We start from the raw sequence: 25,344 nt of genomic DNA, 5'->3' as shown, positions 1-25,344 counted from the left end.
TTTTATTAAATAGCCCCTAAAGGGCTTTTTTTCTTTTTTCTTTATGTTATGATAGAAAGGTACTACATTTGAAAAGGAGTTTGAATAGTATGAAGAAACGAATTATTTTAGCATCAACAGTAGCTCTATCACTTGCCCCTACCTTGGCGACTCAAGCAGAAGAAATTGTATGGTCACCACGTTCAGTTGAGCAAATTCAAAACGATGTTGCTAAAAGCGAAAATAAAACAAGTTACACAATTAAGTACGGAGATACCCTAAGCACGATTGCAGAGGCTTTGGGAGTAGACTTAAATGTCCTTGCAAACTTGAACAAAATCACTAATATTGATTTGATTTTCCCAGAAACTGTACTGACTACAACTGTGAACGACAATGAGGAAGTAACAGAGGTTGAGGTTTATACACCTCAAGAAGTTGGTTCTGATGTAGCAAGTGCAACAGCAGATTTAACAACGAATCAAGTAACAGTAGATGAACAAACTGTTCAAGTCGAAGATTTGACACAACCAGTTGAAGAAACTGAAGCTGTAGCAGAAACTACAGTATCGTCAGAAGCAACTACTGAAGCTGCGGCACCTGTCGTTGAAGAAACAACTACGGTCGCTGAACCAACAACTACAGTTGAGGAAACAACTACGGTCGCTGAACCAACAACTACAGTTGAGGAACCAACTACGGCTGCTGAACCAACTACAACAGTTGAAGAAACAACGACTACTGTTGAGGAGACAACTACAACAGAAGCAACAACTGAGGCTGTAACAGAAGCTCAATCATCTCCAGCAACTTACCAAGCCGAACCAAGCCAAGGTGCATCGGCAACTTATACAGCGCCAGCGGCTCCTGATTATGCAACTATTGCAGCAACAAAATCTGAAAATGCAGGTCTCCAACCACAAACAGCTGCATTTAAAGAAGAAGTAGCTAACTTGTTTGGTATCACATCATTTAGTGGTTATCGTCCAGGAGATCCAGGTGACCACGGAAAAGGTCTTGCTATTGACTTCATGGTTCCAGTAAGTTCAGCTCTCGGTGATCAAATTGCAGATTATGCTATCCAAAATATGGCTAGCCGTGGTATCAACTACATCATCTGGAAACAGCGTTTCTACGCACCATACGATAGCAAATACGGACCAGCCTACACTTGGAATCCAATGCCAGATCGTGGTAGCGTAACAGAAAACCACTATGACCACGTTCACGTATCAATGAACTAATAATGAATGAGAAGTTGGGAACTGATTCAGTTTCCACTTCTTTTTTATTTTCAAATTCTTAGATAGCAAAGATAAACTCCAGACATAAAATTTGGGAACCTAGTTTTCTGGGATTGTGGCTAGGAGATAAATTTAACGGATTGAGCAAAATAGTTGCGTTTTTAATCTGCTTGTATTATACTTGATAAGTCAATAGTTGATGAATCAAATTTTAACAAGGGAATAGAAATGTCAGAAATCAATGAATTACTGTACCAGCTCCATTTAGTAGATCAGACCATTACTCAACTTTTTGAGAAACAATTGGGTATTAGTTTGACCCGCTATCAAATTCTGCAGTTTTTATTGCAAAAGTCGCCGTGTAACCAAACTGCCGTTCAAGAGAAGTTACAAATTGACCAGGCAGCTTTGACCCGTCATTTTAAGGTTTTAGAGTCAGAGGGCTATGTTAAACGTAATCGTAATCCGATCAATCAGAGAGAAGTCCTAGTTGAATTAACCCAAGAAGCTAAGAATCAACTCTTGGTCAATCCGCCTAAACATCACTTGAAAGTGAAGGAGCAGATGGAGAACATCTTATCAGCTGGTGAGCAGCAAGAGCTGACAACCTTACTGACAAAACTAGTCTCAGGTCTAGAAAAAATAGAATTTTAAGGAGAAAAACATGTCACTCATTACCACTATTTTGGCAACTCTTGTTGCCCTGGAACATTTTTATATCTTTTATTTGGAGAGTGTAGCAACCCAATCAGATGCAACCAGCCGAGTCTTTCATATGGACAAGGAAGAGTTGGTACGACCATCTGTTAGCTCACTGTTTAAAAACCAAGGGATTTATAATGCCTTGATTGGAGTATTTCTGATCTATGGGATTTATTTTTCGCATAGTTTAGAAATCGTAACAATCTTTGTTTTATTTGTCATAGGAGCAGCGGCGTATGGTTCCTTAACTGCGGATAAAAAAATTATTCTAAAGCAGGGTGGACCAGCTATTCTAACCTTGCTAAGTATCCTTTTCTTGAAATAAAAACAACCAGCACTTTCTATGAAGGTGCTGGTTTTTATTGGTTGATAACTATAAATAGTAAGTAGTCTATTTAGATTCGCTTTTTTATTTAGTAATGCTTGACAAAGAGAGATGTTCATATTACAATGGTTTTTAACAAATAACTGAACAAAAGAGGTTGTCAATATGATTTCAGAAAAACAATTCAAACTATTATCTTTTTTGCAAGAGCATCCACAGGAGGAGTTTACACAAAGACAGTTAGCGGAACAATTGGAAGTTTCTTTAGGAACAATTAATTCCCTACTTAAAGAAATGAAAGAATTCAATTGGATTGATCAAGAAGGTCACCTATCTGAGTTAGGAAAAGAAGCTTTAGAGCCTTATCGAGTACAAAATGCAGTGATTATGGCTGCTGGAATGAGTAGTCGATTTGCACCATTGTCTTATGAAGTACCAAAAGGATTGTTAAAAGTCAAAGGGGAACGCCTGATTGAAAGGGAAATTGAACAACTACAGGAAGCAGGTATAGAAGATATTACAGTTATTGTAGGTTATTTACAAGAAAAAATGTTTTACCTTGCTGAAAAATATGGTGTAAAAATCGTTGTAAATAATGATTACTATAAATACAATAACTGTTCTTCATTAATGTTGGTTAGAGATCAACTATCAAATACTTATATTTGTTCATCGGACAATTATTTTGTTGAAAACCCATTTGAAAAATATATCTATAGAGGCTATTATTCAACGATATTTGTGGAAGGAGAGACAGACGAATATTGTGCTACCGAAGACTCCAACAACATGATCGTTGATATACAAATTGGTGGGAAAAACACTTGGGCTATGGTAGGCCATGTGTATTTTGACCGCGCCTTTAGTGAAAAATTCGTAAAAATTTTAGAGACTGAGTTTAAACACGAGCCCTATAAAGAACAGCTCTGGGAGGATTACTATACCCGCAATGTTCATGAATTGCATCTAGAAGCTCGTCATTATTCATCGGATATTGTTAAAGAATTTGATTCCTTAGATGAGTTGCGTCAATTTGATGACCGCTACTTGATGAATTCTAATTCTGAGATTATTGATAACATCTGCAAGACCTTGAATTGTGATGCTTCGGATATTGTTCATATTAAACCACTCAAAGATGGTTTAACCAATACATCCTTTAGCTTTGATTGTCTTGATAAAAAATATGTTTATCGTCATCCTGGAAGAGGAACTGAAAAATATATCAACAGATCAAGCGAAGCGGCTTCTATGGAAATTGCAGCAAAACTGCAAATAGACAGAACATTTGTTGCAATGGATAAAAACGAAGGGTGGAAGATTTCAGAATTTATCCCTAACGCTAGACCGCTTAATTATGATAATTGGGATCATGTAGAAAAAGCTATGGGGCTCTTGAGAAAACTACACCAGTCTGGAGAGAAGACAACCCATAATTTTGATTTATTTGTAGGAATTGATGATTTTAGAGAAAAATTGAAGGCTAGCAATCGTTTTGAATTTGATGGACTTGATGAACTTGATAAAAACATTTCAACTATTAGAGAATTTTTAAAACAGGATGACACTGAAAGAGTTTTATGTCATGGAGATTCCTATAGCCCAAATTTTCTCCTAAACGAACAAGAGGAGATGAGTCTGATTGATTGGGAGTATTCGGGTATGGGGGATCCTGCAGGGGATTTAGGCACCTTCATTGGTTGTTCGAATTATACTGTTGAACAAGCTGAGAAAGTACTTGAGATTTACTTGCAAGAAGTTCCAGATACAAAAACAAGACGTCATTATTTAGCCTATGTGGCAGTGACATCTTATTATTGGTTCTTGTGGGCCTTATTCCAAGAGAGTGTTGGAAAACCTGTTGGAGAATTTCTTTATACTTGGTATCGATTTACCAGACAATACGGACAACTTTCATTAGAGTTATATCTGGGAGAAAAATAAGATGAAATCTGTATCTGAAATTGAACAATTGGTAGCAGATGAAACGGAACGAAGACTGGAAGAAATGGAATCTCCAGACTATAATTTTGCGCAACCATTCTTAAAAAAAGATTTTGCTTTGATTGGTGTTATCATTGGGATTAATCTAATCTTGATTATCTTAGCTATGACAGGAGGAATTAAATAATGTCGAAAACAACCGACTTTATTCAACAAGAAACCATAACTGGGATTGTTCCAATGACTAGTAAGGATCGGCAATATTCTTTCTGGGATCTATTCTTATCAACAAGTGGTTTTGCGATTGCAACTTGGTGTTACACACAAGGTGCCTATGTAGCTCAGTACTTGACTTTCAGTCAAATGCTAATTAATATTTTTAGTTTTAATATTATCTGGGTCTTTATTGAATGTCTTCCTATCTTATTTGCAGTCAAATACGGAATTGATTTATGGATTTGGCTTCGAGCGGTTTTAGGGAAGCGCGGAGTGGCATTTTTGTCAACAACAATCAGTTTAGCAAATTTTGGTTGGTATGCAGTTACTGCAAATCTTTTTGCCAGTTCTATGATTCATCTAGCTAATAATTTTGGCCTTGGACTGGAGAAGGGAATTTGGGCACCAATTCTTGGGACACTTTGTGTCTTATTGGGGACCTTGATTGCTCTTGGTGGACCAGAGGTTATAAAAGGTATTAATCGATTTATGGTAATTGCTTTACTAGTTGTTGGATTGATTATCGTTGGAATTTGTTTTGTAGCAGTTCCGATTACTGACATTATGAACGTTCAACCAGCAGTACAAGGAGATTTGAGCCCGCTAGAGCGATTTATGATTTCAGGAGAGGGGAATGTAGCGACTGCCTTTTCTTGGTCGACGCAAGCATTAATTTTACCACGTTTAGCAAAATCAGAACGTAGTGGGTATTGGGCTACTTCTTTATCTTATGGTGTGGTAGCACCATTCTTTGCTGCGACGGGTGGTGTTATGGCTCTAGCTATGTTTGTAAGAACAGGAGTTTACGAGAGTGATCCAACTGCGATGCTTTCAACCTTGAGTACTCCTACCTTTGCTCTTCTTAGTTTATTGCTAGTAGCTTTTGCAAATATTGGAACTCAAGGGACAGGATCCTATGTGAACTGTATGATTGTTAAAAGCGGTATGCCTAAGATGAGCTATAAACTAATGGTTTGGATTGCCATGATTTATGTGAGTGCGTTAACAATTTGGGGTGGCGTAGAAGAATATTTTGGTTCTTTTATCTCGCTTGCAGCTTATATTCAAGGACCTATTATTGGAATGATTGTTGTTGATTATTTCTTGATAAGAAAACGGAAATTAGATTTACGATCAGCTTATTTCTTAGATGGACATCAGGCTTATGAGTTTACTAAAGGATTTAATTTAGTTGGTTTGTCTTGTGTATTCGTATCTTTGTTAGTTGCAGTACTCTTTGTTTATAATCCCCTAACTAAACAAATTCAAAGTTCGATCTTCTTAATTACAACAGGTAGTGGCTTTACGGCGATTTTTGGAGGTTTCCTATATTGGTTAGCAAGCCTAACTCCGTTGAAACATTACATGGTTAAAGATAGAGATCAAGTAACCATTTAAATAAAAACAACCAGCATTGATCTGTACCCCAAAAGTTAGACAGAAAAAATCTAACTTTTGGGGGTATTTTGATTATGTGACTATTAGTCCGTCTCGCTCCGTTAGGTGAGAGACAAGAAACCACCCGTTATACGGGGGGATGATCGATTTGCTTTTTTATTCTAGCAACAGTTGACAAAGAGAAGTGTTCATGTTACAATGATTTCTAACAAAAAACTGAACAAAAGAGGTGTCAGTATGATTTCAGAAAAACAATTTAAGTTTTTGTCTTTCTTGCTGGATCATCCACAAGAGGATTTTACACAAAGAGAATTAGCAGAAGAATTAGGACTTTCTCTAGGAAAGGTTAATTCCTTGTTTAAAGAGATGAAAGAAGCTCATTTTCTTGACTAAGAGGGTCACTTATCTGAGTTGGGAAAAGATGCTTTAGAGCCTTTTCGTGTTCAAAATGCAGTCATTATGGCTGCTGGAATGAGTAGCCGATTTGCTCCGTTATCTTATGAAATTCCTAAAGGGCTGTTAAAAGTCAAAGGACAACGTCTGATTGAAAGAGAAATCGAACAGTTACAAGAGGCAGGTATAGAGGATATTACAGTTATTGTAGGATATATGCAGGAAAAAATGTTTTACCTTGCAGAAAAATATGGTGTAAAAATCGTTGTAAACAATGACTACTACAAATACAACAACTGTTCATCACTAATGCTAGTTAGAGATCAGCTGTCAAATACCTATATTTGTTCGTCAGATAATTATTTTGTTGAAAACCCATTTGAAAAATATATCTATAGAGGCTATTATTCAACAATATTTGCAGAAGGGGAAACAGATGAATACTGCGCGATAGAAGATGCCAATCACATCATTAAAGGAATTCAGATTGGTGGAGAAAACACATGGGCTATGGTAGGTCACGTGTATTTTGACCAGGCATTTAGTGAAAAATTCGTTGAGATTTTAGAAAAAGAATTTAAACACGAACCTTACAAAGAACAACTTTGGGAGGATTACTATAGCCGTCATGTCAACGAGTTGCACCTAGTAGCGCGTCATTATTCAGCAGATATTATCAAGGAGTTTGATTCCTTGGATGAATTACGACAATTTGATGAGCGGTACTTGATGAACTCTAATTCGGAGATTATCGATAATATCTGTGAAACCTTACATTGTATCGCTTCAGATATCATAAATATCAAACCTCTAAAAGATGGTCTGACTAATACATCCTTTAGTTTTGATTGTCTCGGGAAAAAATATGTTTACCGTCATCCTGGGGTAGGTACTGAAAAATACATCGATCGTTCTAGCGAAGCAGCTTCTATGGAAGTAGCTGCAAAATTACAAATTGATCGCACCTTTATTGCTATGAATAAAGATAAGGGATGGAAAATTTCAGAGTTTATAATGAATGCGAGAACTCTCGACTATGATAATTGGGACCATGTTGAAAAAGCCATGGAACTCTTGAGAGAACTACACCAATCTGGAGAAAAAACAACTCATAATTTTGATTTAATTGCAGGAATCGATGATTTCAAAGAAAAGTTACAGGAAAGCAATCGTTTTGAGTTTGATGGACTTGATGAGCTAGATCAGTCAATTACAACTCTAGTAGATTTTATAAAGAAAGACAAGGTGGAAAAAGTTCTCTGTCACGGGGATTCCTACAGTCCTAATTTTCTCTTGAATGAACAAGAGGAGATGAGTCTGATTGATTGGGAATATTCTGGTATGGGAGACCCTGCAGGGGATTTAGGTACTTTTATTGGTTGTTCGAATTATACTGTTGAACAAGCTGAGAAAGTATTTGAGATTTACTTGCAAGAAGTTCCAGATACAAAAACAAAACGTCACTATTTAGCCTATGTGGCAGTGACATCTTATTATTGGTTTTTGTGGGCCTTATTCCAAGAGAGTGTCGGTAAACCTGTCGGAGAATTTTTGTACATTTGGTATCGTTATACCAAACAATATGGTCAGCTTGCATTAAATATGTATTTGGAGGAAGATTGAGATGAAAACTGTATCTGAAATTGAACAACTAGTCGCAGAAGAGACCAAGCATAGACTAGAAGAGATGGAATCTCCAGAGTATGAGTTTCCAAAACCATTCCTGAGAAAGGACTTTATCCTAGTAACATTTGCCGTTATCGTTAACCTACTTTTGATTATCCTAGCCATGACAGGAGGAATCCAATAATGTCAAAAATGAATGACTTTATTCAGCAAGAAACCATAACAGGTATTGTACCGATGACTAATAAGGATCGTCAATATTCCTTCTGGGACTTATTCTTATCAACCAGTGGTTTTGCGATTGCAACTTGGTGCTACACGCAAGGTGCCTATGTAGCTCAGTACTTGACTTTCAGTCAAATGCTGATTAATATTTTTAGTTTTAATATTATCTGGGTCTTTATTGAATGTCTTCCTATCTTATTTGCAGTCAAATACGGAATTGATTTGTGGATTTGGCTCCGAGCGGTTTTAGGGAAACGTGGAGTAGCCCTCTTATCAACCGTAATTAGTTTAGCTAACTTTGGTTGGTATGCTGTTGCTGCAAATCTGTTTGCAAGTTCTATGATTCATTTGGCGAATAGTTTTGGACTTGGACTTGATAAGGGGTTATGGGCACCGATTCTTGGGACACTCTGTGTCTTCTTGGGAACTTTAATTGCTCTTGGTGGACCTGAAGTCATTAAGTGGACAAACCGTTTCTTGGTTATCGCATTGTTACTTGTAGGTTTGATCATCGTAGGTATTTGTTTCGTAGCGGTACCAATTGCAGATATTATGAATATTCAACCAGCAATACAAGGAGATCTAACTCCTCTTGAACGCTTCATGCTTTCAGGAGAAGGGAACGTAGCCTTCGCCTTTTCTTGGTCTACTCAGGCTCTTGTATTGCCACGTTTAGCTAAAACAGAACGTAGCGGTTATTGGGCAACAGCCTTGTCATATGGTGTAGTAGCGCCTTTCTTCGTTGCGACGGGTGGTGTTATGGCTCTAGCTATGTTTGTAAAAACAGGAGTTTACGAAAGTGATCCAACAACCATGCTTTCAACACTAAGTACTCCAGCCTTTGCTCTCTTGAGTTTATTACTAGTAGCTTTTGCCAATATCGGAACACAAGGAACAGGGTCTTATGTAAACTGTATGATTGTCAAGAGTGGGATGCCTAAGGTAAGCTACAAGTTAATGGTTTGGATTGCCATGGTTTATGTAAGTGCTCTGACAATCTGGGGTGGAGTGGAAGAATACTTTGGCTCCTTCATCTCTCTTGCAGCCTATATTCAAGGTCCTATTATTGGAATGATTGTTGTTGATTATTTCTTGCTCAGAAAACGCAAACTTGATTTGCGCTCAGCATACTTCCTTGAAGGCCATCAGGCATATGAATTCACAAAAGGCTTTAATCTCGTTGGATTATCTTGTGTATTCATTTCACTAGTTGTAGCTGTACTATTTGTCTACAATCCAGTAACTGCTCAAATCCAGAGCTCAATCTTCTTGGTTACAACAGGTAGTGGATTTACAGCGATCTTTGGTGGCTTCCTATATTGGTTAGCAAGCCTAACTCCGCTGAAACACTACATGGTTAAAGATAGAGATCAAGTGACTATTTAAATAAAAACAACCAGCACTTTCTATGAAGGTGCTGGTTTTTAATAACGGCTGTTAAACTTTTCTCCGCTTGATTTCAAGTAGTCTTTGATAGAAGAAGATTTGGCTACTATAGATATAAGGGAAGATAGAGATACTTGCAATTCCAAAGCTAATCCAGATAAGGAGATACCAAGGAAGTAGCTGTAAATCAAGGACAAAGCGTTGGAACTTATAGCCTTTCATGAGAAAGCGGCTGGTATGCAGCACGCGGCTCGGTTTGGCAATTCCGATTGCAAGGGTGTCACATAAAAGTAGTTCAACTTGGGAATAGGCATAATACTGTGGCAGATAGATAATAGTTCCTAAAATCATTACTAGGACGCTACCAAAGAAATAGAGAGCAAAAGTAAGTAGGAAGTGTTCGATATCTGGATTTGTTACGTCGACAGATGGAAATTCGGGATGAAGTTCCACAAATTTACGAGCCATAGCACTGCTATAAAAGAGTAAATAGACTCCAAAAAGATTAGGGATGCTCCATAAAAAGAGATAGAAACGCTTGAGTAAGAGCGTTAGAAAAGTTTGGGTAAAGAAGCGATGGTCAAATAAGGACAAGCTATCCTTAAAGGAAAGCTCAATCTCAGAAATTCTGTAAAGATTAATGGTAGTAAAGAGAGCGCCAGCAAGGATAATAGAACTTGTAAATCCAACGGCTATCGGAAAGAGAGCAGACTGGATTATGATCCCTAGAAAACTCAAGAAGGACTGTTCAAGAATGCCTTCATCAAGTAGGGATAAAGGTCTGATAAAGCTCGATAGAATAAAGAGAATACTTGGTAATAAAAAGACAAGCAGCAAGCGAGGGTGCTCGGCTTGAAATTGTCTAGCCTGCTCGCGAACTTCTTTTAAATTAATTTTTGGGTACTTCATTCTTTCATTATACCATAGTTCGTGACAGTTCCTGTTTTTTTTGATAGAATCATACAGTATGCCCTTGGGCGAAAAGTAAGAACTGGGACTGTCTTTCCCAGCTTCGGAGGTAAAAAATGTCAGATTCGCCAATCAAATATCGATTGATTAAAAAAGAAAAACACACAGGAGCTCGTTTGGGTGAGATTATCACACCCCATGGAACCTTCCCAACGCCTATGTTTATGCCAGTAGGGACTCAGGCAACGGTCAAGACTCAGTCGCCAGAAGAATTGAAAGAGATGGGTTCAGGGATTATCCTATCTAACACCTATCACTTGTGGCTTCGCCCTGGGGATGAACTCATTGCCCGTGCTGGGGGTCTCCACAAGTTCATGAATTGGGACCAACCAATCTTAACGGATAGCGGTGGATTCCAAGTGTATTCTCTAGCGGATAGCCGTAATATTACAGAAGAAGGAGTAACCTTCAAGAACCACCTCAACGGTTCTAAGATGTTCCTTTCGCCTGAAAAAGCTATTTCTATCCAGAACAATCTAGGCTCAGACATCATGATGTCCTTTGACGAATGTCCCCAATTTTATCAACCTTATGATTATGTGAAAAAATCGATTGAACGTACTAGCCGTTGGGCAGAGCGTGGTTTAAAGGCTCACCGTCGTCCGCATGATCAAGGTCTATTTGGGATTGTACAGGGGGCAGGATTTGAAGATCTTCGTCGTCAATCAGCTCAAGACCTTGTAAGTATGGACTTCCCAGGATATTCTATCGGTGGACTAGCTGTTGGAGAAACCCATGAGGAGATGAATGCAGTTTTGGACTTTACGACTCAGCTGCTTCCTGAAAACAAACCTCGTTACTTGATGGGAGTAGGAGCGCCAGATAGCTTGATTGATGGCGTTATTCGTGGGGTTGATATGTTTGACTGTGTCTTACCGACTCGTATCGCTCGTAACGGGACTTGTATGACCAGTCAAGGTCGCTTGGTTGTCAAGAATGCTCAATTTGCGGAGGACTTTACACCACTTGATCCAGAGTGTGATTGCTACACATGTAAGAACTATACCCGTGCCTACCTTCGTCACTTGCTTAAGGCTGATGAAACCTTTGGTATCCGCTTGACGAGTTACCATAACCTTTACTTCTTGCTCAACCTCATGAAGCAGGTTCGTCAGGCTATCATGGATGATAATCTTTTTGAGTTCCGTGAACATTTTGTTGAAAAATATGGTTATAACAAGTCAGGACGCAACTTCTAAATTTAGCTTAGTATCAGCTAAAAATCCTAAGTTTTATCTTAGGATTTTTCTGTTTTTTTTGATAAAATAAAGGTACTATGGATTGAAAATTAGATGGCTTTTCTCGCCTATCTAATGAATGGAGAATAAACTCGTATGCGTATTAAATGGTTTTCCTTGATTAGGATTACAGGTTTGCTTTTGGTACTTTTGTATCATTTCTTTCAGACAGTTTTCCCAGGAGGTTTCTTCGGGGTTGACGTCTTCTTCACATTTTCAGGTTTTCTAATTACATCACTCTTATTAGAAGAGTTTGGACAAAAAGGGAAAATTGATATCCTAGGATTTTTTAGACGACGCTTTTATCGAATTTTTCCGCCAGTTGTTTTGATGGTCCTCATCGTTATGCCCTTCACCTTCTTGGTTCGTCAGGATTATGTGGCAGGAATCGGTGGTCAGATTGCCGGTGTTCTTGGATTTATGACTAACTTCTATGAAATGTTGACAGGAGGTAGTTATGAGTCTCAGTTTATCCCTCACCTCTTTGTTCACAACTGGAGCTTAGCTGTTGAAGTTCATTACTATATCTTGTGGGGCTTAGCAGTCTGGTTCTTGTCCAAACGAGCAAAAACAAGTGGACAACTACGAGGAATGATTTTCCTACTTTCCTCAGCAACCTTTATGATTAGCTTCCTTTCTATGTTTATTGGTAGCTTTATTGTAAGTTCCTACTCAACAGTATACTTTTCAAGTTTGACTCATGTTTATCCCTTCTTCTTAGGTAGTGTACTTGCTACCGTGATAGGGGTTCGTCATACGACGCCTCTTCTTAAACGTTTGAATAAAAGCTTGGATTTGAAGCAGACCTTGTTAGTCTTTGGAGCTGGACTCGGAGTTTTGCTCTTACTGACCTTCTTTGTGAAATTTACATATCTCTTTGCTTATTTACTTGGATTCTTGTTTGCAAGCTTAGCTGCCCTTCTGATGATTGTTGCAGCACGCCTTTTGCATGAGAAAACACCGACGATCAAAGAGCCAAAGATCATCAGCTTTTTAGCAGATACTAGCTATGCTGTTTATCTTTTTCACTGGCCGTTTTATATTATCTTTTCTCAATTGATGGGCAACCTGCTAGCAGTGATTTTAACGACCATCTTCTCTTATATCTTCGCAACTCTTTCTTTCTATGTCATCGAACCTTTGATAGCAGGAAAATCTACTGAACTCTTGCAAAAGGCAAAAGAAATTCCGCACATTAAACCAATCTTTGCTGGTAGTGCTGGTGTTCTTAGTTTGATTACCGTGGTCGTGATACTGACAGCTCCTCAAGTCGGTGCATTTGAAACGGATTTGATGGTCAGTGGCCTCAATCAGGCGCAAACCAATATCAACCGAACAAAAACCATGGCGGATCAAGCAGAAGCCAGTCGCTATAATATAGCTGAGGGTGTATCCATCATTGGTGACTCAGTAACCTTACGTGCTTCAGACGGGCTGAAAGAACTCTTGCCAGATGCTCAGATTGATGGTCAGATCAGTCGAAATACCAAACAGGCAAATGAATTGATGTTGAATTACAGTCAGAATAAAGCCTTGCCTAAGATTGTAGTCATTGCAACTGGTGTTAATAATCCTGAAAATTATAAGGCCGATTTGGAACTATTGATTACAAATCTACCTAAGGGACATCAGCTTGTCCTTGTGACTCCATACGAGGGGGATACCACTCAGGAAACGCAACCTTATGTTGAGCAGTATGCAAGCTATGCGCGTGAACTGGCACAAAAATATCCATATATTGCACTTGCAGATTGGAACCAAGTCGCCAAAGATCATCCAGATATTTGGAAGGGAACAGACCAGGTTCACTTCGGTAGTGATACGACCAAGCAGGAAGAAGGCGCTAAACTTTATGCAGAAACCATTAATGCTGCTGTTAAAGCTCTAGCAGACAAACCTGTCAAATCAAAATAATCACTAAAAAGTAGAGATTGTATCTCTACTTTTTTTACTTTAAACAGGATTGGGAAAAACTTGCCAAATTGTCAGAATTATGAGAAAATAGGAACAATCAAAAAATGGAGGGAATGCAATGAGAGAAGACATCAAGATTAATGACCGCGCTCTAGCCTTGGAAGACCAAATCATTGAAGTACTCGAAAAAGTATATGATACAGATGTAGAACTAGATGTATACAATCTCGGATTGATTTATGAGATTTATTTAGATGAGGCTGGACTTTGTACGATTGTCATGACCTTCACCGATACTGCCTGTGACTGTGCAGAAAGTCTGCCAATCGAGATTGTAGCAGGTTTAAAACAAATTGATGGGATTGAGGATGTCAAGGTTGAGGTGACCTGGTCTCCTGCATGGAAAATCACACGTATTAGCCGCTATGGACGTATTGCCTTAGGGCTACCCCCGCGTTAAATAATAGAGGGATATGGGATGAATTATGAATCGGGATTAAAGACCCGATTTGTATTTTCCTTTTTTTGTTTATTTAATTTTATACAATAAACAAAAAATTTTGTTAAGAGTAGCCACTTCACTCAAAAAAATGTTATTATAGTAGAAGTGATTATAATAAAAAGAATAAGGTAGGATAGATATGAAATTATCTGTAGTCATTCCGTTTTATAACGAAGAGAATATGATTCAAAAAATGTATGATGAATTGGTTAAAGAAATCAATCAAATTACAAAAGCGGAATTTGAAATTATTTTTATTAATGACGGTAGTAAGGATCGTACTTTTGAACGTATGTTAGCCATCGCAGCTGGCGATTCACGTGTTAAATACATCAGCTTCAGTCGAAATTTCGGGAAAGAAGCTGGAACTATTGCAGGACTTGAATATGCAACAGGAGAAGCAGTTATTCTAATGGATGGAGATTTGCAGCATCCACCAGCAATGCTTCCACAAATGATTGAAGCTTATGAGCAAGGATACGATGTTGTAAGTGCTCGTCGTACACGTACAGGAGAAAAACGTCACCGTACTTTTTTAGCTAAACATTTTTATAAACTTGCTAATAAAATGATGGATATTGAGCTAATGGACGGAGTCTCTGAATTCCGATTGTTTAGCCGTAAAGTTGTAAATGCTATTATATCTATGCAAGAATACAATCGTTTTTCGAAAGGAATTTTTGCTTGGATTGGCTTTAATGAAAAAGTTATCGAATATGAAAACCAAGTTCGTACTGTAGGTGAAACAAAATACTCATTGAAGTTCTCATTGAACTATGCAATTCAAGGGATTTTATCGTTCAATGATAAACCGCTTCGTATGTGCATTAACTTTGGTTTATTCTGTTTATTAATCTCATTAGCATACGTTCTTTGGACATTTGTTCAATACTTTGTAGCGCCAGATTCACTTGTGAGTGGATACTTTACAACGATTTTCTCTGTCGTGCTCTTTGGTGGAATTCAATTGATTTCTATTGGGGTACTCGGAGAATATATCGGTAAGATTTATTATGAAGTGAAGAAACGTCCACATTATCTTGTTGACCAAACGAACATTACTGTGAAAGGAGAGCAAAATGACGACTAAGAAAAAAGTCTATCTAGCAAGTTTTATTGCACCTATAGCCATCATGTTTGTGGCTTGGGCTATTGATGGCTTCTTTCCTTTCGGGACAAAGTCACTCATGGCGGTTGACTTTAACGCACAGTATATTGGCTTATATGCTTATTTCAAACATTTATTTTTAAATGGTGATTGGAGTAGTTTCTTCTACTCTTTCTCTAAATCCATTGGAGGTGGGATGTTAGGGATTTGGGGCTTCAACTTGTTGAGTCCATTTAACTTACTCTTTCTATTAACCTCTGAAGAAAATTTCCAATGGGTGGTTCCAATTGTTATTGCCTTACGTTATGGAGCGATGGGATTAACCATGGCACATTTCTTGGTTAAACGTTATGATGGATTAAAGAATAAGGCCTACTTGGTTCCAATCGTCGCTACCATCTACGCATTAAATGGGTTTAATGTTAGTTATCAAATGAACCCAATTTTCTATGATGGAATGATCATGCTTCCATTAGTTTTAATTGGGGTTGAACAAGTATTAGATAACAAGTCTCCGAGAGGCTACATTGGCATGCTTGCCTTATCTCTCTTTGTACAATTTTACATGGGTTATATGACCTGCATTTTTGTGGTCATTTATGCTTTGTTCTACATTATTCGTTCAGAGAACTTACGAAATAAAAAGGTTATTCTAACAAGAATAGGGAAATTAGCTGCCGCATCTATACTAGCTGTTGGAATAGTATCAGCTGTATTGCTCCCAATTCTGATTAGTTTGGTATCAACAAAAGGGGGCTTGCAAAGCACTCTGAGATTTGATTGGAAGTTACAAATCAATCCGTTTGAGATTTTAGCAAAACTCTTTTTAGGAGCTTTTGATAATACTTCTTGGCCAGCTGGACCTAACTTGCCAAATATATATGTGGCTAGCTTTGGTTTACTAGGAACACTTTATTACTTTATTTCAAGTAAGATTTCAAAATGGAGTAAAATTGCAGCAAGTTTTGTTCTCGTAGTGTTTTTGATTTCTTGTGCCCATGAATTTACAAGTAAGTTGTGGCATATGGGACAAAATCCTGCTGGATTTTTCTATCGCTTCTCATGGATTATTGCTTTCTTTTTAGTTTATTTGGCTTATCTAAGTCTACGAGAAGTAGAAAAATTTACTAAAAGAGAAGCTAGCTTCCTACTGATTAGCGGTGCAGTTATCTTTTCTATTGTACAGTTACAACAACACTCTTTCTTAACAGTTTGGCAACGTCTTGCAACGATTTTGATTTTTGTGGTTTTGCTTGCAGCTTTATTCTATCCTAAAGTGAAACACTCTTGGATGATTATAGCTGCTTTGACTGTAGTTGAGTTAACAGCTAATGCAGCGCTTGTTCAATCAAGAGTTGGGTATACAGACGCTTATAAGTATCACGATGCAGTTTTACAATTAAAGGAAGCGATTAATCCAATTAGACCTGACCACAGTGATTTTTACAGAATTAATAAATCATTCAATTTAAGTAAGAATGATCCATTTATGGTGGATTATCCGGGTCTATCGGTTTTCAGTTCCAACCTGGAAAATAGTACACGTGATTTATTTGACCGTTTAGGAAACAACGGAATTAATGCAACGACCTACTATCAAGGAACTCCGTTCCAAGATGCGCTCTTCTCAGTAAAATATCTAGTGACTCCAAAACCAGTGCTTAAAGAAGACTATCCTGATACATCCAAATTGTATGTATTCGGAAACATGGTAACGCGTAAAGATATTACGACAAAAGCACCTGTTTATGAAGCTGCTAGAACAAAGACATTCGAGACAGGTTTGATTTTGCCAATTGCTTATGGTGTTAATGATGCAACGGTGAATGTGAAATTAGAGAACCATCAACCGATTCAAAATCAAAATAAGATTGTACAAGCTATGGGGGCAACGAGCGAAAATTATTTAGCTGTACTCGGAGCAAATGAGATGAAATTGGACAATATGGAAGTTGTAGATCCGTCTAAACCGGAAACCTATAAGCGTATTGATTCTACAAAACCAGGAACGATTACCTATCATTTAGTACCTCAATCTGCTGAGGATTATTGGGTAGCAATTCCGCAAATATTATCTCATACAGACAAAAATAAAATTCGTGTCATGTTAAATGGCAAAAATTATGAATTCCAAGATAAATTCCAACAAATGCAATTTATTCAGATTGCACATAATTCAGTTGGTCAACCTACAGATTTAACGATTGAAATTGATTCGGATAATGAATATAATTTATCTGGACTGCGCTTGGCTCGTTCTAATGCTGCTCTAGCAAATCGTATCATTCAAGAACGTCAGCTGCAAGGAATAAAATTAACTCATTGGGATAATCGTAGTTTTAAAGGAACAGTGAATATAACTGATGACAGTACTTGGATGATGACCAGTATCCCATATGAAAAAGGTTGGACTGTTAAAGTAGATGGAAAAGTAGTTGAAACAGCTAAAGTTTGGGATAGTTTGTTAGCCTACAAGATTACACCAGGTGAACATACAATTGAAATCAGCTACTTGCCAGCTGGATTTGTTGCAGGTTTCATAATTTCAATCTTATCAACCTCTCTTTATGGATTTGCAATTTATAAAAAATGGATTTGATTTAGTAGGAGTAGACTATAATGAAAATTTCAAAAATGAAATTAAAATTTAGTTCGCTATTCTGTGTTCCATTTATGGGTATGTTAGGAGTCTTCCTTTGTTTAGGGTTGACTCCCTTTTCACAAAATTCGGTGCATAGTGGAGATTTTCTTTCACAATATTTTCCGCTTTATATCGGATTACATAAACTATTTTGGAGCGGTGATTTTAGCGGTCTGTTTTGGTCCTTCTCTAAATCCCTGGGAGGAGCAATGCCAAGTGTATGGGGCTTTAATAGTTTAAGTCCTTTCACGTTTTTATACGTAATTTTTCCAATTTCGACATTTCATATTTTGAGTTATGTGATTCCACTCATTCGCTTTGGAGTAATGGGAGTGGCGTTTGGATATTTTCTTGAAAAGAAATATCAAGGTATCAGCAAAAATTATTGGCTTTCATTAGCCTTATCAACCTCTTATGCACTTAGTGGATTTATCGTTTCTCAGCATTTCAATCCCAACTTTTTAGATAATCTAGTTTATGTCCCTTTCATTCTTCTTGGTATTGAAGAAATCGTAGAAGGAAAACGATCATTTAAATTACCGATTTTCCTTGCAGTCAGCTTGATTACGAATTTCTATATAGGGTATATGATGTGCCTTTTTGTGGCTCTCTATGCATTCTATGCTGTTTTTTCAAAGAAAGCTTCCTTGAAAGACTACCTATTGAAAATTGGTAGGGTTGCATTGTTTGCAATGATTGGAGTAGGACTTGCAATGTTTTGGTTACTACCAGTATTTGGTGCCTTGGTAGAAAGTAAGGCAAGTGCAGGAAGTACATTTGAATGGTCTTCTAAAATCGTAAATGATCTTATAACTTATCCTCAAAAATTTATTCTAGGCTCTTTTAGTGAAAAAGAGTGGGGGGACCCAAAAGCCTTACCGCACCTTTTCATTGGAAGTTTAGGTCTCTTTGGACTGTTTGTTTTCTATGTAAAAAAAGAAATTTCTCTTCGTAGCAAATTATCTGCAACATTCGTATTATTGATTTTACTACTTTCCTTCAATATTCAAGGCTTTGATCAAATTTGGCATATGGGGCAACGTCCGGTCGGTTTCTACTTTAGAAATTCTTGGATTGCAAATGCCTTTATGTTGGTCTTAGCTTCCGAAAGTTTGATGAAGTGGAAAAATGGATTTCGATTTAATGAATTTTTGGTAGCTCTTATAGGTTTTGGGTCAATTTTATTGTTCTCAATGCTTGCTACACTTTCTTATGTAGAAACATTACAGAAAATACTGGCATTTATTATTTATAGTATCGTTTTATGTGCATTCTTTTTAACAAAGGTGGATTTATCTCGAAGACTACAAATAGCAACAGGAGTTGTTATTGTAGAGTTACTATTGGGTGCGTTTATTGGACTGAAAAGAGTACCATTTTTCGTTAGTAATTCTAGTTTAAAGACTCAAATGGAGAATGCGATTGCTTTTGATGAAGAAGGTTATAGTAAATTAAATCAATTTACACGTCTGGAGATGAATAAGGGATTGTCGCATGCCAATTTCCCGATTGCTTATAATTATAATGGAGCCTCTCACTTTACATCGAGTTTAGAGCATACATTAATTGAAGAATTTAGTCACTTAGGACTTCCTGCCTCACAATCAGTTGTAAACTATACAGGGCGAAATATTATTTTAGATTCTATGTTTGGTTTGTCGCGGTTTATGATGGATGGCGATGAAAATAAAGTCTTTGCGGATATTCGTGGTTTATATCAGAAAGAAGGAACCTTAAAGAACCTTGCTGTTTATCAAAATCCATATGCCCTCTCCTTGGGATATTTAACAAATAAGGATTTTGCAACAAATGTAAGTTTTGAAAAGAACAAACCTGTTAATAATTTAAATCAATTGTTACAAGTTGTGGGGATTTCTGAGAAAGAAGGTCTTAAAGAAGTAAGTGTATCAGAAGCCCATGTTGAAAATTTAACGAAAAATGGTGACAAATACACAATTACTCAAGAGGGTACTCCGGTAAAAATTGAATGGCAGTTATCTCTTGAACCAAACAAGTTGTACTTTGTCGAAATTCCAGAAAGACAAGCCGGTTCAGTCATTAAATCAAAAGTGTTGGTAGACGGATCTAGTTATCCTTATGAAAATCGATTCCGAGAAAATCAATTATGGGTGGTTGGAAATGGAAACATAAACAAAACACTCACATTTACAATTGATGAAGGAAAAGCCAAAGAATGGGATATTAGTGGTTTTAAATTCTATTCAATCGATATACCAACTCTAACCAATGCTTTGGAACAGTTTAAAAAAGCAAATGACATCACCATTGATTCCTATTCAAATTCAACAGTGAAAGCACACGTTAATGTTACAAATAGTGAACAATCCTTTGCAACTTTCACTATTCCATACCATTCAGGTTGGAGTGTAACAGTAGATGGTCAAGCTCAAGAAGTTCAAAAATCGCTTGGTTTCTTTATGGGTGTTTCACTAACGGAAGGAGAACACGAGATTGTATGGAGTTATAGCCCACCAGGGTTAAACACTGGAATAGTACTTTCAATGACTTCTCTCATCGTACTCATTTACTTGTGGAAAAAGAGAAAAGTGGAGTAGATAACATACTTTGTTGCTTATTCCAATGAAAAAGGATGAAGTTCTTATGAACTTCATCCTTTTTGTGTGCCTATTATACCAGACTGTAATAAGGTAATTCTTTATAGGATAATATGAGAGCTTATTTTTTACCAGATTGTTCCATATTCCAGAAATCTGTAACGGCACCACGTGATGCAGAAGATACGGTATGGGCGTACTTACCGAGGACACCACGGCTATAAAGTGGTGGCAAGGTTGTTTCTGCCTTGCGTTTTTCAAGTTCTTCATCAGAAACGGCCATGGAAATTTCTTTGCTATCTTGGTCGACAGTGACGATATCTCCTGTACGGAGATAGGCAATTGGTCCACCATCCTGAGCTTCAGGAGCGATATGTCCAACAACCAATCCATAAGTACCACCAGAGAAGCGTCCGTCTGTCAAGAGGGCAACCTTGTCTCCTTGACCTTTACCAACGATCATTGATGAAAGTGATAGCATCTCAGGCATACCAGGACCACCCTTAGGTCCAACGAAACGAACAACGACAACATCGCCATCAACGATTTCATCTGACAAGACAGCTTGGATGGCATCTTCTTCTGAGTCAAAGACCTTGGCTGGTCCAACGTGACGACGAACTTTCACACCTGATACCTTGGCAACCGCACCGTCAGGAGCAAGGTTCCCGTTCAAGATGATCAATGGACCGTCCGCACGCTTAGGATTTTCAAGTGGCATAATGACTTTTTGACCTGGTGTGAGGTCTGCAAAATCAGCCAAGTTTTCAGCAACTGTCTTACCAGTACATGTGATACGGTCTCCGTGAAGGAATCCATTTGCCAACAAGTACTTCATAACTGCAGGCACACCACCAACTTCGTAGAGGTCTTGGAAGACATATTGACCAGAAGGTTTCAAGTCAGCCAAGTGAGGTACACGCTCTTGGATGGTATTGAAGTCCTCAAGTGACAAGTCAACATTAGCTGCGTGGGCAATGGCGAGTAAGTGAAGAGTAGCGTTAGTAGAACCCCCTAGAGCCATAGTAACAGTAATGGCGTCTTCAAAGGCTTCGCGAGTCAAGATATCTGATGGTTTGATACCCAGTTCAAGCATTTTGACAACGGCGCGTCCAGCTGCTTCGATATCTTCTTTCTTATCAGCAGATTCAGCTGGGTGAGAAGAAGAGCCAGGCAAACTCATACCTAGAACTTCGATAGCGGTAGCCATGGTGTTGGCAGTGTACATACCACCGCAACCACCAGGTCCAGGGCAGGCGTTACACTCGAGACGTTTGACATCTTCAGCCGTCATATCGCCGTGGTTCCATTTTCCGATACCTTCAAATACAGAAACCAAGTCGATGTCTTTACCATCAAGATTTCCGGGTGCAATGGTTCCCCCATAAGCGAAAATGGCTGGGATATCCATATTGGCAATGGCAATCATGGAACCAGGCATGTTCTTGTCACAGCCACCGATAGCGACGAAGGCATCCACGTTGTGACCACCCATAGCAGCTTCGATAGAATCCGCAATAATATCACGAGATGTCAAAGAGAAGCGCATACCAGGAGTTCCCATAGCAATCCCGTCTGCTACCGTAATGGTTCCAAATTGAACAGGCCAAGCACCAGCAGATTTGACACCTTCTTTTGCAAGCTTACCAAAGTCATGCAAGTGAATATTACAAGGTGTATTTTCTGCCCAAGTCGAAATGACCCCAACAATCGGTGTTTCAAAGTCCTTATCTGTCATTCCAGTCGCGCGAAGCATAGCACGGTTTGGTGATTTTACCATACTGTCATAGACACTGCTGCGGTGGCGTTTATCTAATTCTGTCATTATGTTCCCTCTCATATCAGTTTTTACCATTATAGCATAATTTTCATATGAATAACAGAAGAAAATTTTTAAATTTTCAGACAATTCAACAGTGTACGATAAAAAAATACAACTTTTTTTGTCAAGTAACTTTACTTTACAAAAAAGTTTTGATATACTATTAAAGTTGATGAAAATCAAACCTAATTGAATTTATATCTTAAAAGGAGAAAAACGAAATGGCAGTACCTGCACGTCGCACATCAAAAGCGAAGAAAAACAAACGTCGTACTCATTACAAAGTAACAGCTCCATCTGTAAACTTTGACGAAACTACTGGAGATTACTCACGTTCTCACCGTGTATCACTTAAAGGATACTACAAAGGACGTAAGATCGCTAAAGCTGCATCAGCTGAATAATAGAAGGGAGATACCATGCGCGTAAATATTACACTTGAACACAAAGAATCTGGTGAACGCTTGTACCTTACTTCTAAAAACAAACGTAACACTCCAGACCGTCTTCAATTGAAGAAATACTCACCAAAACTTCGCAAACACGTTGTGTTTACAGAAGTGAAGTAAGCATTCAATACGAATCAATACATAAGAAAAACGCTGATTTTAAGCGTTTTTTCTTTTTTACAATTTCAATACATTTCACTATATTTCAGTCCAAACTCTACCTTTTTAGATAAATATATCATCTGGATATTGAAGTTAAGCCCTGCTATCATTTCGATGGCAGGGCTTTTTAATGTTTGGTACACTACCTTCTTATCTATATTTTGATGGAGCTGAAGTTGACATCTACAAAGTTTAATGTTAAAATACATTCAAAAATATATTTGAATGAGGTGTTTTATGGTTCAAAATGTTGTTACTTCAATAATCCTGTATTCTGGGACAGCCGTAGACTTACTTATTATCCTAATGTTATTTTTTGCAAAAAGAAAAAGCAGAAAAGACATCATTAACATCTATTTAGGACAATTTCTAGGCTCTGTTAGTCTAATATTGCTAAGTTTACTTTTTGCATTTGTCTTAAATTATATTCCTAGTAAAGAGATTTTAGGTTTGCTCGGTTTGATTCCAATTTTCCTAGGACTCAAAGTTTTGCTTTTAGGAGATTCTGATGGAGAAGCTATTGCAAAAGATGGTTTGCGCAAAGATGATAAAAACCTGATTTTTCTAGTCGCTATGATTACTTTTGCAAGTTGTGGTGCTGACAATATTGGTGTTTTTGTCCCATATTTTATTACCTTAAATTTAGCGAATTTGATAGTGGCTTTACTTACTTTTCTAGTCATGATTTATCTCCTGGTTTTTTCTGCCCAAAAATTGGCACAAGTCCCTTCTGTTGGAGAAACTTTGGAAAAATATAGCAGATGGTTTATTGCCGTTGTTTATTTAGGATTGGGGATGTATATCCTGATTGAAAACAACAGCTTTGACATGCTAAGGACTGTGTTCGGCTAGGAGAAAAAATTATGAAAAAAGATAGTATCTGCCAAGTGAATATTATAAATCAACAAAATGTTACAACCGCAACGAACTACCTTGAAAAGGAAAAAGTCCAAAAATCACTTCGTATTTTATCAAAGTTTACCGATAATAAACAGATAAATATCATCTTTTATCTTCTTGCTGTTGAAGAACTCTGTGTATGTGATATAGCCTGTTTACTAAATCTCAGTGTGGCGTCTGCCTCCCACCATCTTCGTAAACTAGCCAATCAAAACGTCTTGGATACTAGAAGAGAGGGGAAAATTATATATTATTTTATAAAAGATGAGGAAATCAGAGATTTTTTTAATCAACTAGGATAACAACTATTTTTACTACTCTACCATTCACTCTACCTTTTATTATGTAGCATTCTAAAAACATTGATGTACCAACGTTTCTAACAGCTAAAATAGAAATTATTTAATCTTTTTATAGAAGTGAAGTAAGCATTCAATTCGAATCAATACATAAGAAAAACGCTTATTTTAAGCGTTTTTTCTTTTTTCCAATTTCAATGTATTGCAAAAAAATCAACCGAATGACTACATTTTTTGTGAAATAAATTAGATGTTCGGATATAGGGAAAACGCTCTAGTCATATTGTCTAGAGCGTTTTTGTGTTGTTTTAAAAAATAGACATTTTATTAAAGCATATATTCGTGAGCATATAATTTGAGCACGCTCTCATATTTTGATATACTATATTCAACCCAGATATATTGGGGTTATGAAAGGAGGCGCATATTATGTTATGGTCCATTATTGTAGGAGGCTTTATCGGCCTTGCAGCAGGGGCAATCACTAAAAAAGGTGGCTCAATGGGAGTAATTGCTAATATTTTTGCCGGTTTAATCGGTTCATCAGTAGGTCAATCACTCCTTGGTACTTGGGGACCTTCACTAGCTGGTATGGCTATCATTCCATCTATTGTTGGTGCAGTGATTGTAGTTTCTGTGGTATCGTTCTTTTTGGGTAAAAAAGGTTAATTTTTTACTTGAAAGCAGACTATAGCTTTTAATTTATAATGACGGGTAAAGTTATGGTTTGTTGCACTAATTGAAAGGATTTTATATGTCAAAATCAAAGAAAATAGTATTGTTTATTTTCTGTATTTTAATCTTGACAATTTTCCTTCCTATTTTGATAGATTACCACCAGGTTAGTGATTTAGGGATTCAATTGACTAGCTGGCGACAGACATCATTTGAATATTATCTCGCTAGATATGTGTTTTGGGGGCTTCTAGGCCTGTCTATCTTAGTTTTATTATGGATGTTAGTAATCCTGTTTTATCCTAGACAATATCTGGAAATAAAACTTGGAACTAAAGATGATAATTTAAAACTAAAAAATTCAGCTATTGAAGGGTTTGTTCGATGTTTATTGGATGAACACAAGATGGTCAAAAATCCCAAAATTCAGGTACATACTCGGAAAAAGAAATGTTTCGTTTATGTAGAAGGTACAGCTGTTCTTTCAGATAACATTGCTAACAAATTTGAAGTAGTTCAAAACGAAATCACTCAAGGATTGAAAGAATTCTTTGGTATTGATCGAGAGGTTAAACTGGAAGTTTCAGTGAAAGAATATGACCCTCAAAAAGCAGCTAAGAAAATTGTTAGTCGTGTAAAGTAAGGAAGTAA

Annotated in this window: 23 protein-coding genes and 1 pseudogene; 21 read left to right on the top strand and 3 right to left on the bottom strand. The window is 37.4% G+C overall.

Annotated features, from left to right (window positions below; genetic code table 11):
- The first annotated feature begins 89 nt into the window (after positions 1-89).
- The 9 genes and pseudogenes from ACESNQ_RS04785 to ACESNQ_RS04745 all read left to right on the top strand — a co-directional run bounded on the left by ACESNQ_RS04785 (position 90) and on the right by ACESNQ_RS04745 (position 9,438).
- On the top strand, positions 90-1,223 hold the full coding sequence (locus ACESNQ_RS04785) for a LysM peptidoglycan-binding domain-containing protein (RefSeq protein WP_373075399.1): 1,134 nt from the start codon (positions 90-92) through the stop codon (positions 1,221-1,223).
- 228 nt (positions 1,224-1,451) lie between these two features.
- A complete protein-coding gene (locus ACESNQ_RS04780; RefSeq protein ID WP_373075397.1) occupies positions 1,452-1,877 on the top strand; it encodes a MarR family winged helix-turn-helix transcriptional regulator in 426 nt (141 codons plus the stop codon).
- 10 nt (positions 1,878-1,887) lie between these two features.
- Entirely contained in the window at positions 1,888-2,250 is a 363-nt protein-coding gene (locus ACESNQ_RS04775; protein ID WP_373075395.1) for a DUF1304 domain-containing protein, read from the top strand.
- Positions 2,251-2,415: 165 nt separating this feature from the next.
- Positions 2,416-4,194, top strand: coding sequence for a phosphotransferase (locus ACESNQ_RS04770; protein WP_373075393.1), 1,779 nt, complete (start codon positions 2,416-2,418; stop codon positions 4,192-4,194).
- 1 nt (position 4,195) lies between these two features.
- Positions 4,196-4,381: a hypothetical protein gene (locus tag ACESNQ_RS04765; protein WP_373075391.1), complete on the top strand. Its 186-nt coding sequence runs from the start codon at positions 4,196-4,198 to the stop codon at positions 4,379-4,381.
- Entirely contained in the window at positions 4,381-5,808 is a 1,428-nt protein-coding gene (locus ACESNQ_RS04760; RefSeq protein ID WP_223334009.1) for a cytosine permease, read from the top strand. Before ACESNQ_RS04765 ends, ACESNQ_RS04760 begins: the two co-directional genes overlap by 1 nt.
- A gap of 237 nt (positions 5,809-6,045) precedes the next feature.
- Positions 6,046-7,824, top strand: a pseudogene (locus ACESNQ_RS04755) (phosphotransferase).
- A gap of 1 nt (position 7,825) precedes the next feature.
- Positions 7,826-8,011, top strand: coding sequence for a hypothetical protein (locus ACESNQ_RS04750; protein WP_223334005.1), 186 nt, complete (start codon positions 7,826-7,828; stop codon positions 8,009-8,011).
- A complete protein-coding gene (locus tag ACESNQ_RS04745) occupies positions 8,011-9,438 on the top strand; it encodes a cytosine permease (RefSeq protein WP_223334002.1) in 1,428 nt (475 codons plus the stop codon). The genes ACESNQ_RS04750 and ACESNQ_RS04745 overlap by 1 nt, the downstream gene beginning before the upstream one ends.
- A 51-nt stretch (positions 9,439-9,489) precedes the next feature.
- Here the strand turns inward: ACESNQ_RS04745 and ACESNQ_RS04740 are convergent, their stop codons facing one another.
- Complete coding sequence (locus tag ACESNQ_RS04740; RefSeq protein WP_373075388.1) at positions 9,490-10,347, bottom strand: DUF975 family protein; 858 nt, start codon at positions 10,345-10,347, stop codon at positions 9,490-9,492.
- A gap of 116 nt (positions 10,348-10,463) precedes the next feature.
- Here ACESNQ_RS04740 and tgt point away from each other — a divergent pair, with 116 nt between their 5' ends.
- The 6 genes from tgt to ACESNQ_RS04710 all read left to right on the top strand — a co-directional run bounded on the left by tgt (position 10,464) and on the right by ACESNQ_RS04710 (position 20,386).
- Positions 10,464-11,606: a tRNA guanosine(34) transglycosylase Tgt gene (gene tgt, locus ACESNQ_RS04735; RefSeq protein WP_373075386.1), complete on the top strand. Its 1,143-nt coding sequence runs from the start codon at positions 10,464-10,466 to the stop codon at positions 11,604-11,606.
- Between the two features lie 135 nt (positions 11,607-11,741).
- Complete coding sequence (locus tag ACESNQ_RS04730; protein ID WP_373075384.1) at positions 11,742-13,559, top strand: acyltransferase family protein; 1,818 nt, start codon at positions 11,742-11,744, stop codon at positions 13,557-13,559.
- Between the two features lie 118 nt (positions 13,560-13,677).
- Positions 13,678-14,019, top strand: a complete 342-nt coding sequence (locus ACESNQ_RS04725; RefSeq protein WP_373075382.1) for a metal-sulfur cluster assembly factor — start codon at positions 13,678-13,680, stop codon at positions 14,017-14,019.
- Between the two features lie 181 nt (positions 14,020-14,200).
- On the top strand, positions 14,201-15,151 hold the full coding sequence (gene pgfS, locus ACESNQ_RS04720) for a glycosyltransferase PgfS (protein ID WP_223333994.1): 951 nt from the start codon (positions 14,201-14,203) through the stop codon (positions 15,149-15,151).
- Positions 15,141-17,768, top strand: coding sequence for a YfhO family protein (locus tag ACESNQ_RS04715; RefSeq protein WP_373075380.1), 2,628 nt, complete (start codon positions 15,141-15,143; stop codon positions 17,766-17,768). Before pgfS ends, ACESNQ_RS04715 begins: the two co-directional genes overlap by 11 nt.
- Before the next feature lie 20 nt (positions 17,769-17,788).
- The gene (locus tag ACESNQ_RS04710) at positions 17,789-20,386 is read left to right on the top strand and encodes a YfhO family protein (RefSeq protein ID WP_373075378.1); all 2,598 of its coding nucleotides are present in this window, start codon (positions 17,789-17,791) and stop codon (positions 20,384-20,386) included.
- 121 nt (positions 20,387-20,507) lie between these two features.
- Here ACESNQ_RS04710 and ilvD read toward each other — a convergent pair whose 3' ends face one another.
- The gene (gene ilvD / locus ACESNQ_RS04705) at positions 20,508-22,211 is read right to left on the bottom strand and encodes a dihydroxy-acid dehydratase (RefSeq protein ID WP_373075376.1); all 1,704 of its coding nucleotides are present in this window, start codon (positions 22,209-22,211) and stop codon (positions 20,508-20,510) included.
- A 218-nt stretch (positions 22,212-22,429) separates the two neighbouring features.
- On the opposite strand from ilvD, the gene rpmF reads away from it, so the two are divergent.
- Positions 22,430-22,612 (top strand): 50S ribosomal protein L32, encoded by a 183-nt coding sequence (rpmF, locus tag ACESNQ_RS04700; protein ID WP_000290417.1) that lies wholly within the window; start codon positions 22,430-22,432, stop codon positions 22,610-22,612.
- A gap of 15 nt (positions 22,613-22,627) precedes the next feature.
- Positions 22,628-22,777, top strand: a complete 150-nt coding sequence (gene rpmG / locus ACESNQ_RS04695) for a 50S ribosomal protein L33 (protein WP_001265622.1) — start codon at positions 22,628-22,630, stop codon at positions 22,775-22,777.
- A gap of 65 nt (positions 22,778-22,842) precedes the next feature.
- On the opposite strand, the gene ACESNQ_RS04690 is transcribed toward rpmG, so the two are convergent.
- Positions 22,843-23,028, bottom strand: coding sequence for a FanG protein (locus tag ACESNQ_RS04690; RefSeq protein ID WP_373075359.1), 186 nt, complete (start codon positions 23,026-23,028; stop codon positions 22,843-22,845).
- Positions 23,029-23,056: 28 nt separating this feature from the next.
- On the opposite strand from ACESNQ_RS04690, the gene ACESNQ_RS04685 reads away from it, so the two are divergent.
- The 4 genes from ACESNQ_RS04685 to amaP all read left to right on the top strand — a co-directional run bounded on the left by ACESNQ_RS04685 (position 23,057) and on the right by amaP (position 25,336).
- Positions 23,057-23,671 (top strand): CadD family cadmium resistance transporter, encoded by a 615-nt coding sequence (locus tag ACESNQ_RS04685; protein ID WP_006152989.1) that lies wholly within the window; start codon positions 23,057-23,059, stop codon positions 23,669-23,671.
- Positions 23,672-23,682: 11 nt separating this feature from the next.
- Positions 23,683-24,021: a Cd(II)/Zn(II)-sensing metalloregulatory transcriptional regulator CadX gene (gene cadX, locus ACESNQ_RS04680; protein WP_373075357.1), complete on the top strand. Its 339-nt coding sequence runs from the start codon at positions 23,683-23,685 to the stop codon at positions 24,019-24,021.
- A gap of 426 nt (positions 24,022-24,447) precedes the next feature.
- The gene (locus ACESNQ_RS04675) at positions 24,448-24,687 is read left to right on the top strand and encodes a GlsB/YeaQ/YmgE family stress response membrane protein (RefSeq protein ID WP_006149342.1); all 240 of its coding nucleotides are present in this window, start codon (positions 24,448-24,450) and stop codon (positions 24,685-24,687) included.
- Positions 24,688-24,772: 85 nt separating this feature from the next.
- Entirely contained in the window at positions 24,773-25,336 is a 564-nt protein-coding gene (amaP, locus tag ACESNQ_RS04670; protein WP_006149343.1) for an alkaline shock response membrane anchor protein AmaP, read from the top strand.
- Positions 25,337-25,344: the final 8 nt, after the last annotated feature.

The organism is Streptococcus infantis (assembly GCF_964243025.1).
In the GTDB taxonomy this organism is placed as follows: domain Bacteria; phylum Bacillota; class Bacilli; order Lactobacillales; family Streptococcaceae; genus Streptococcus; species Streptococcus infantis_N.
This window is presented reverse-complemented; position numbering and strand designations above follow the sequence as displayed.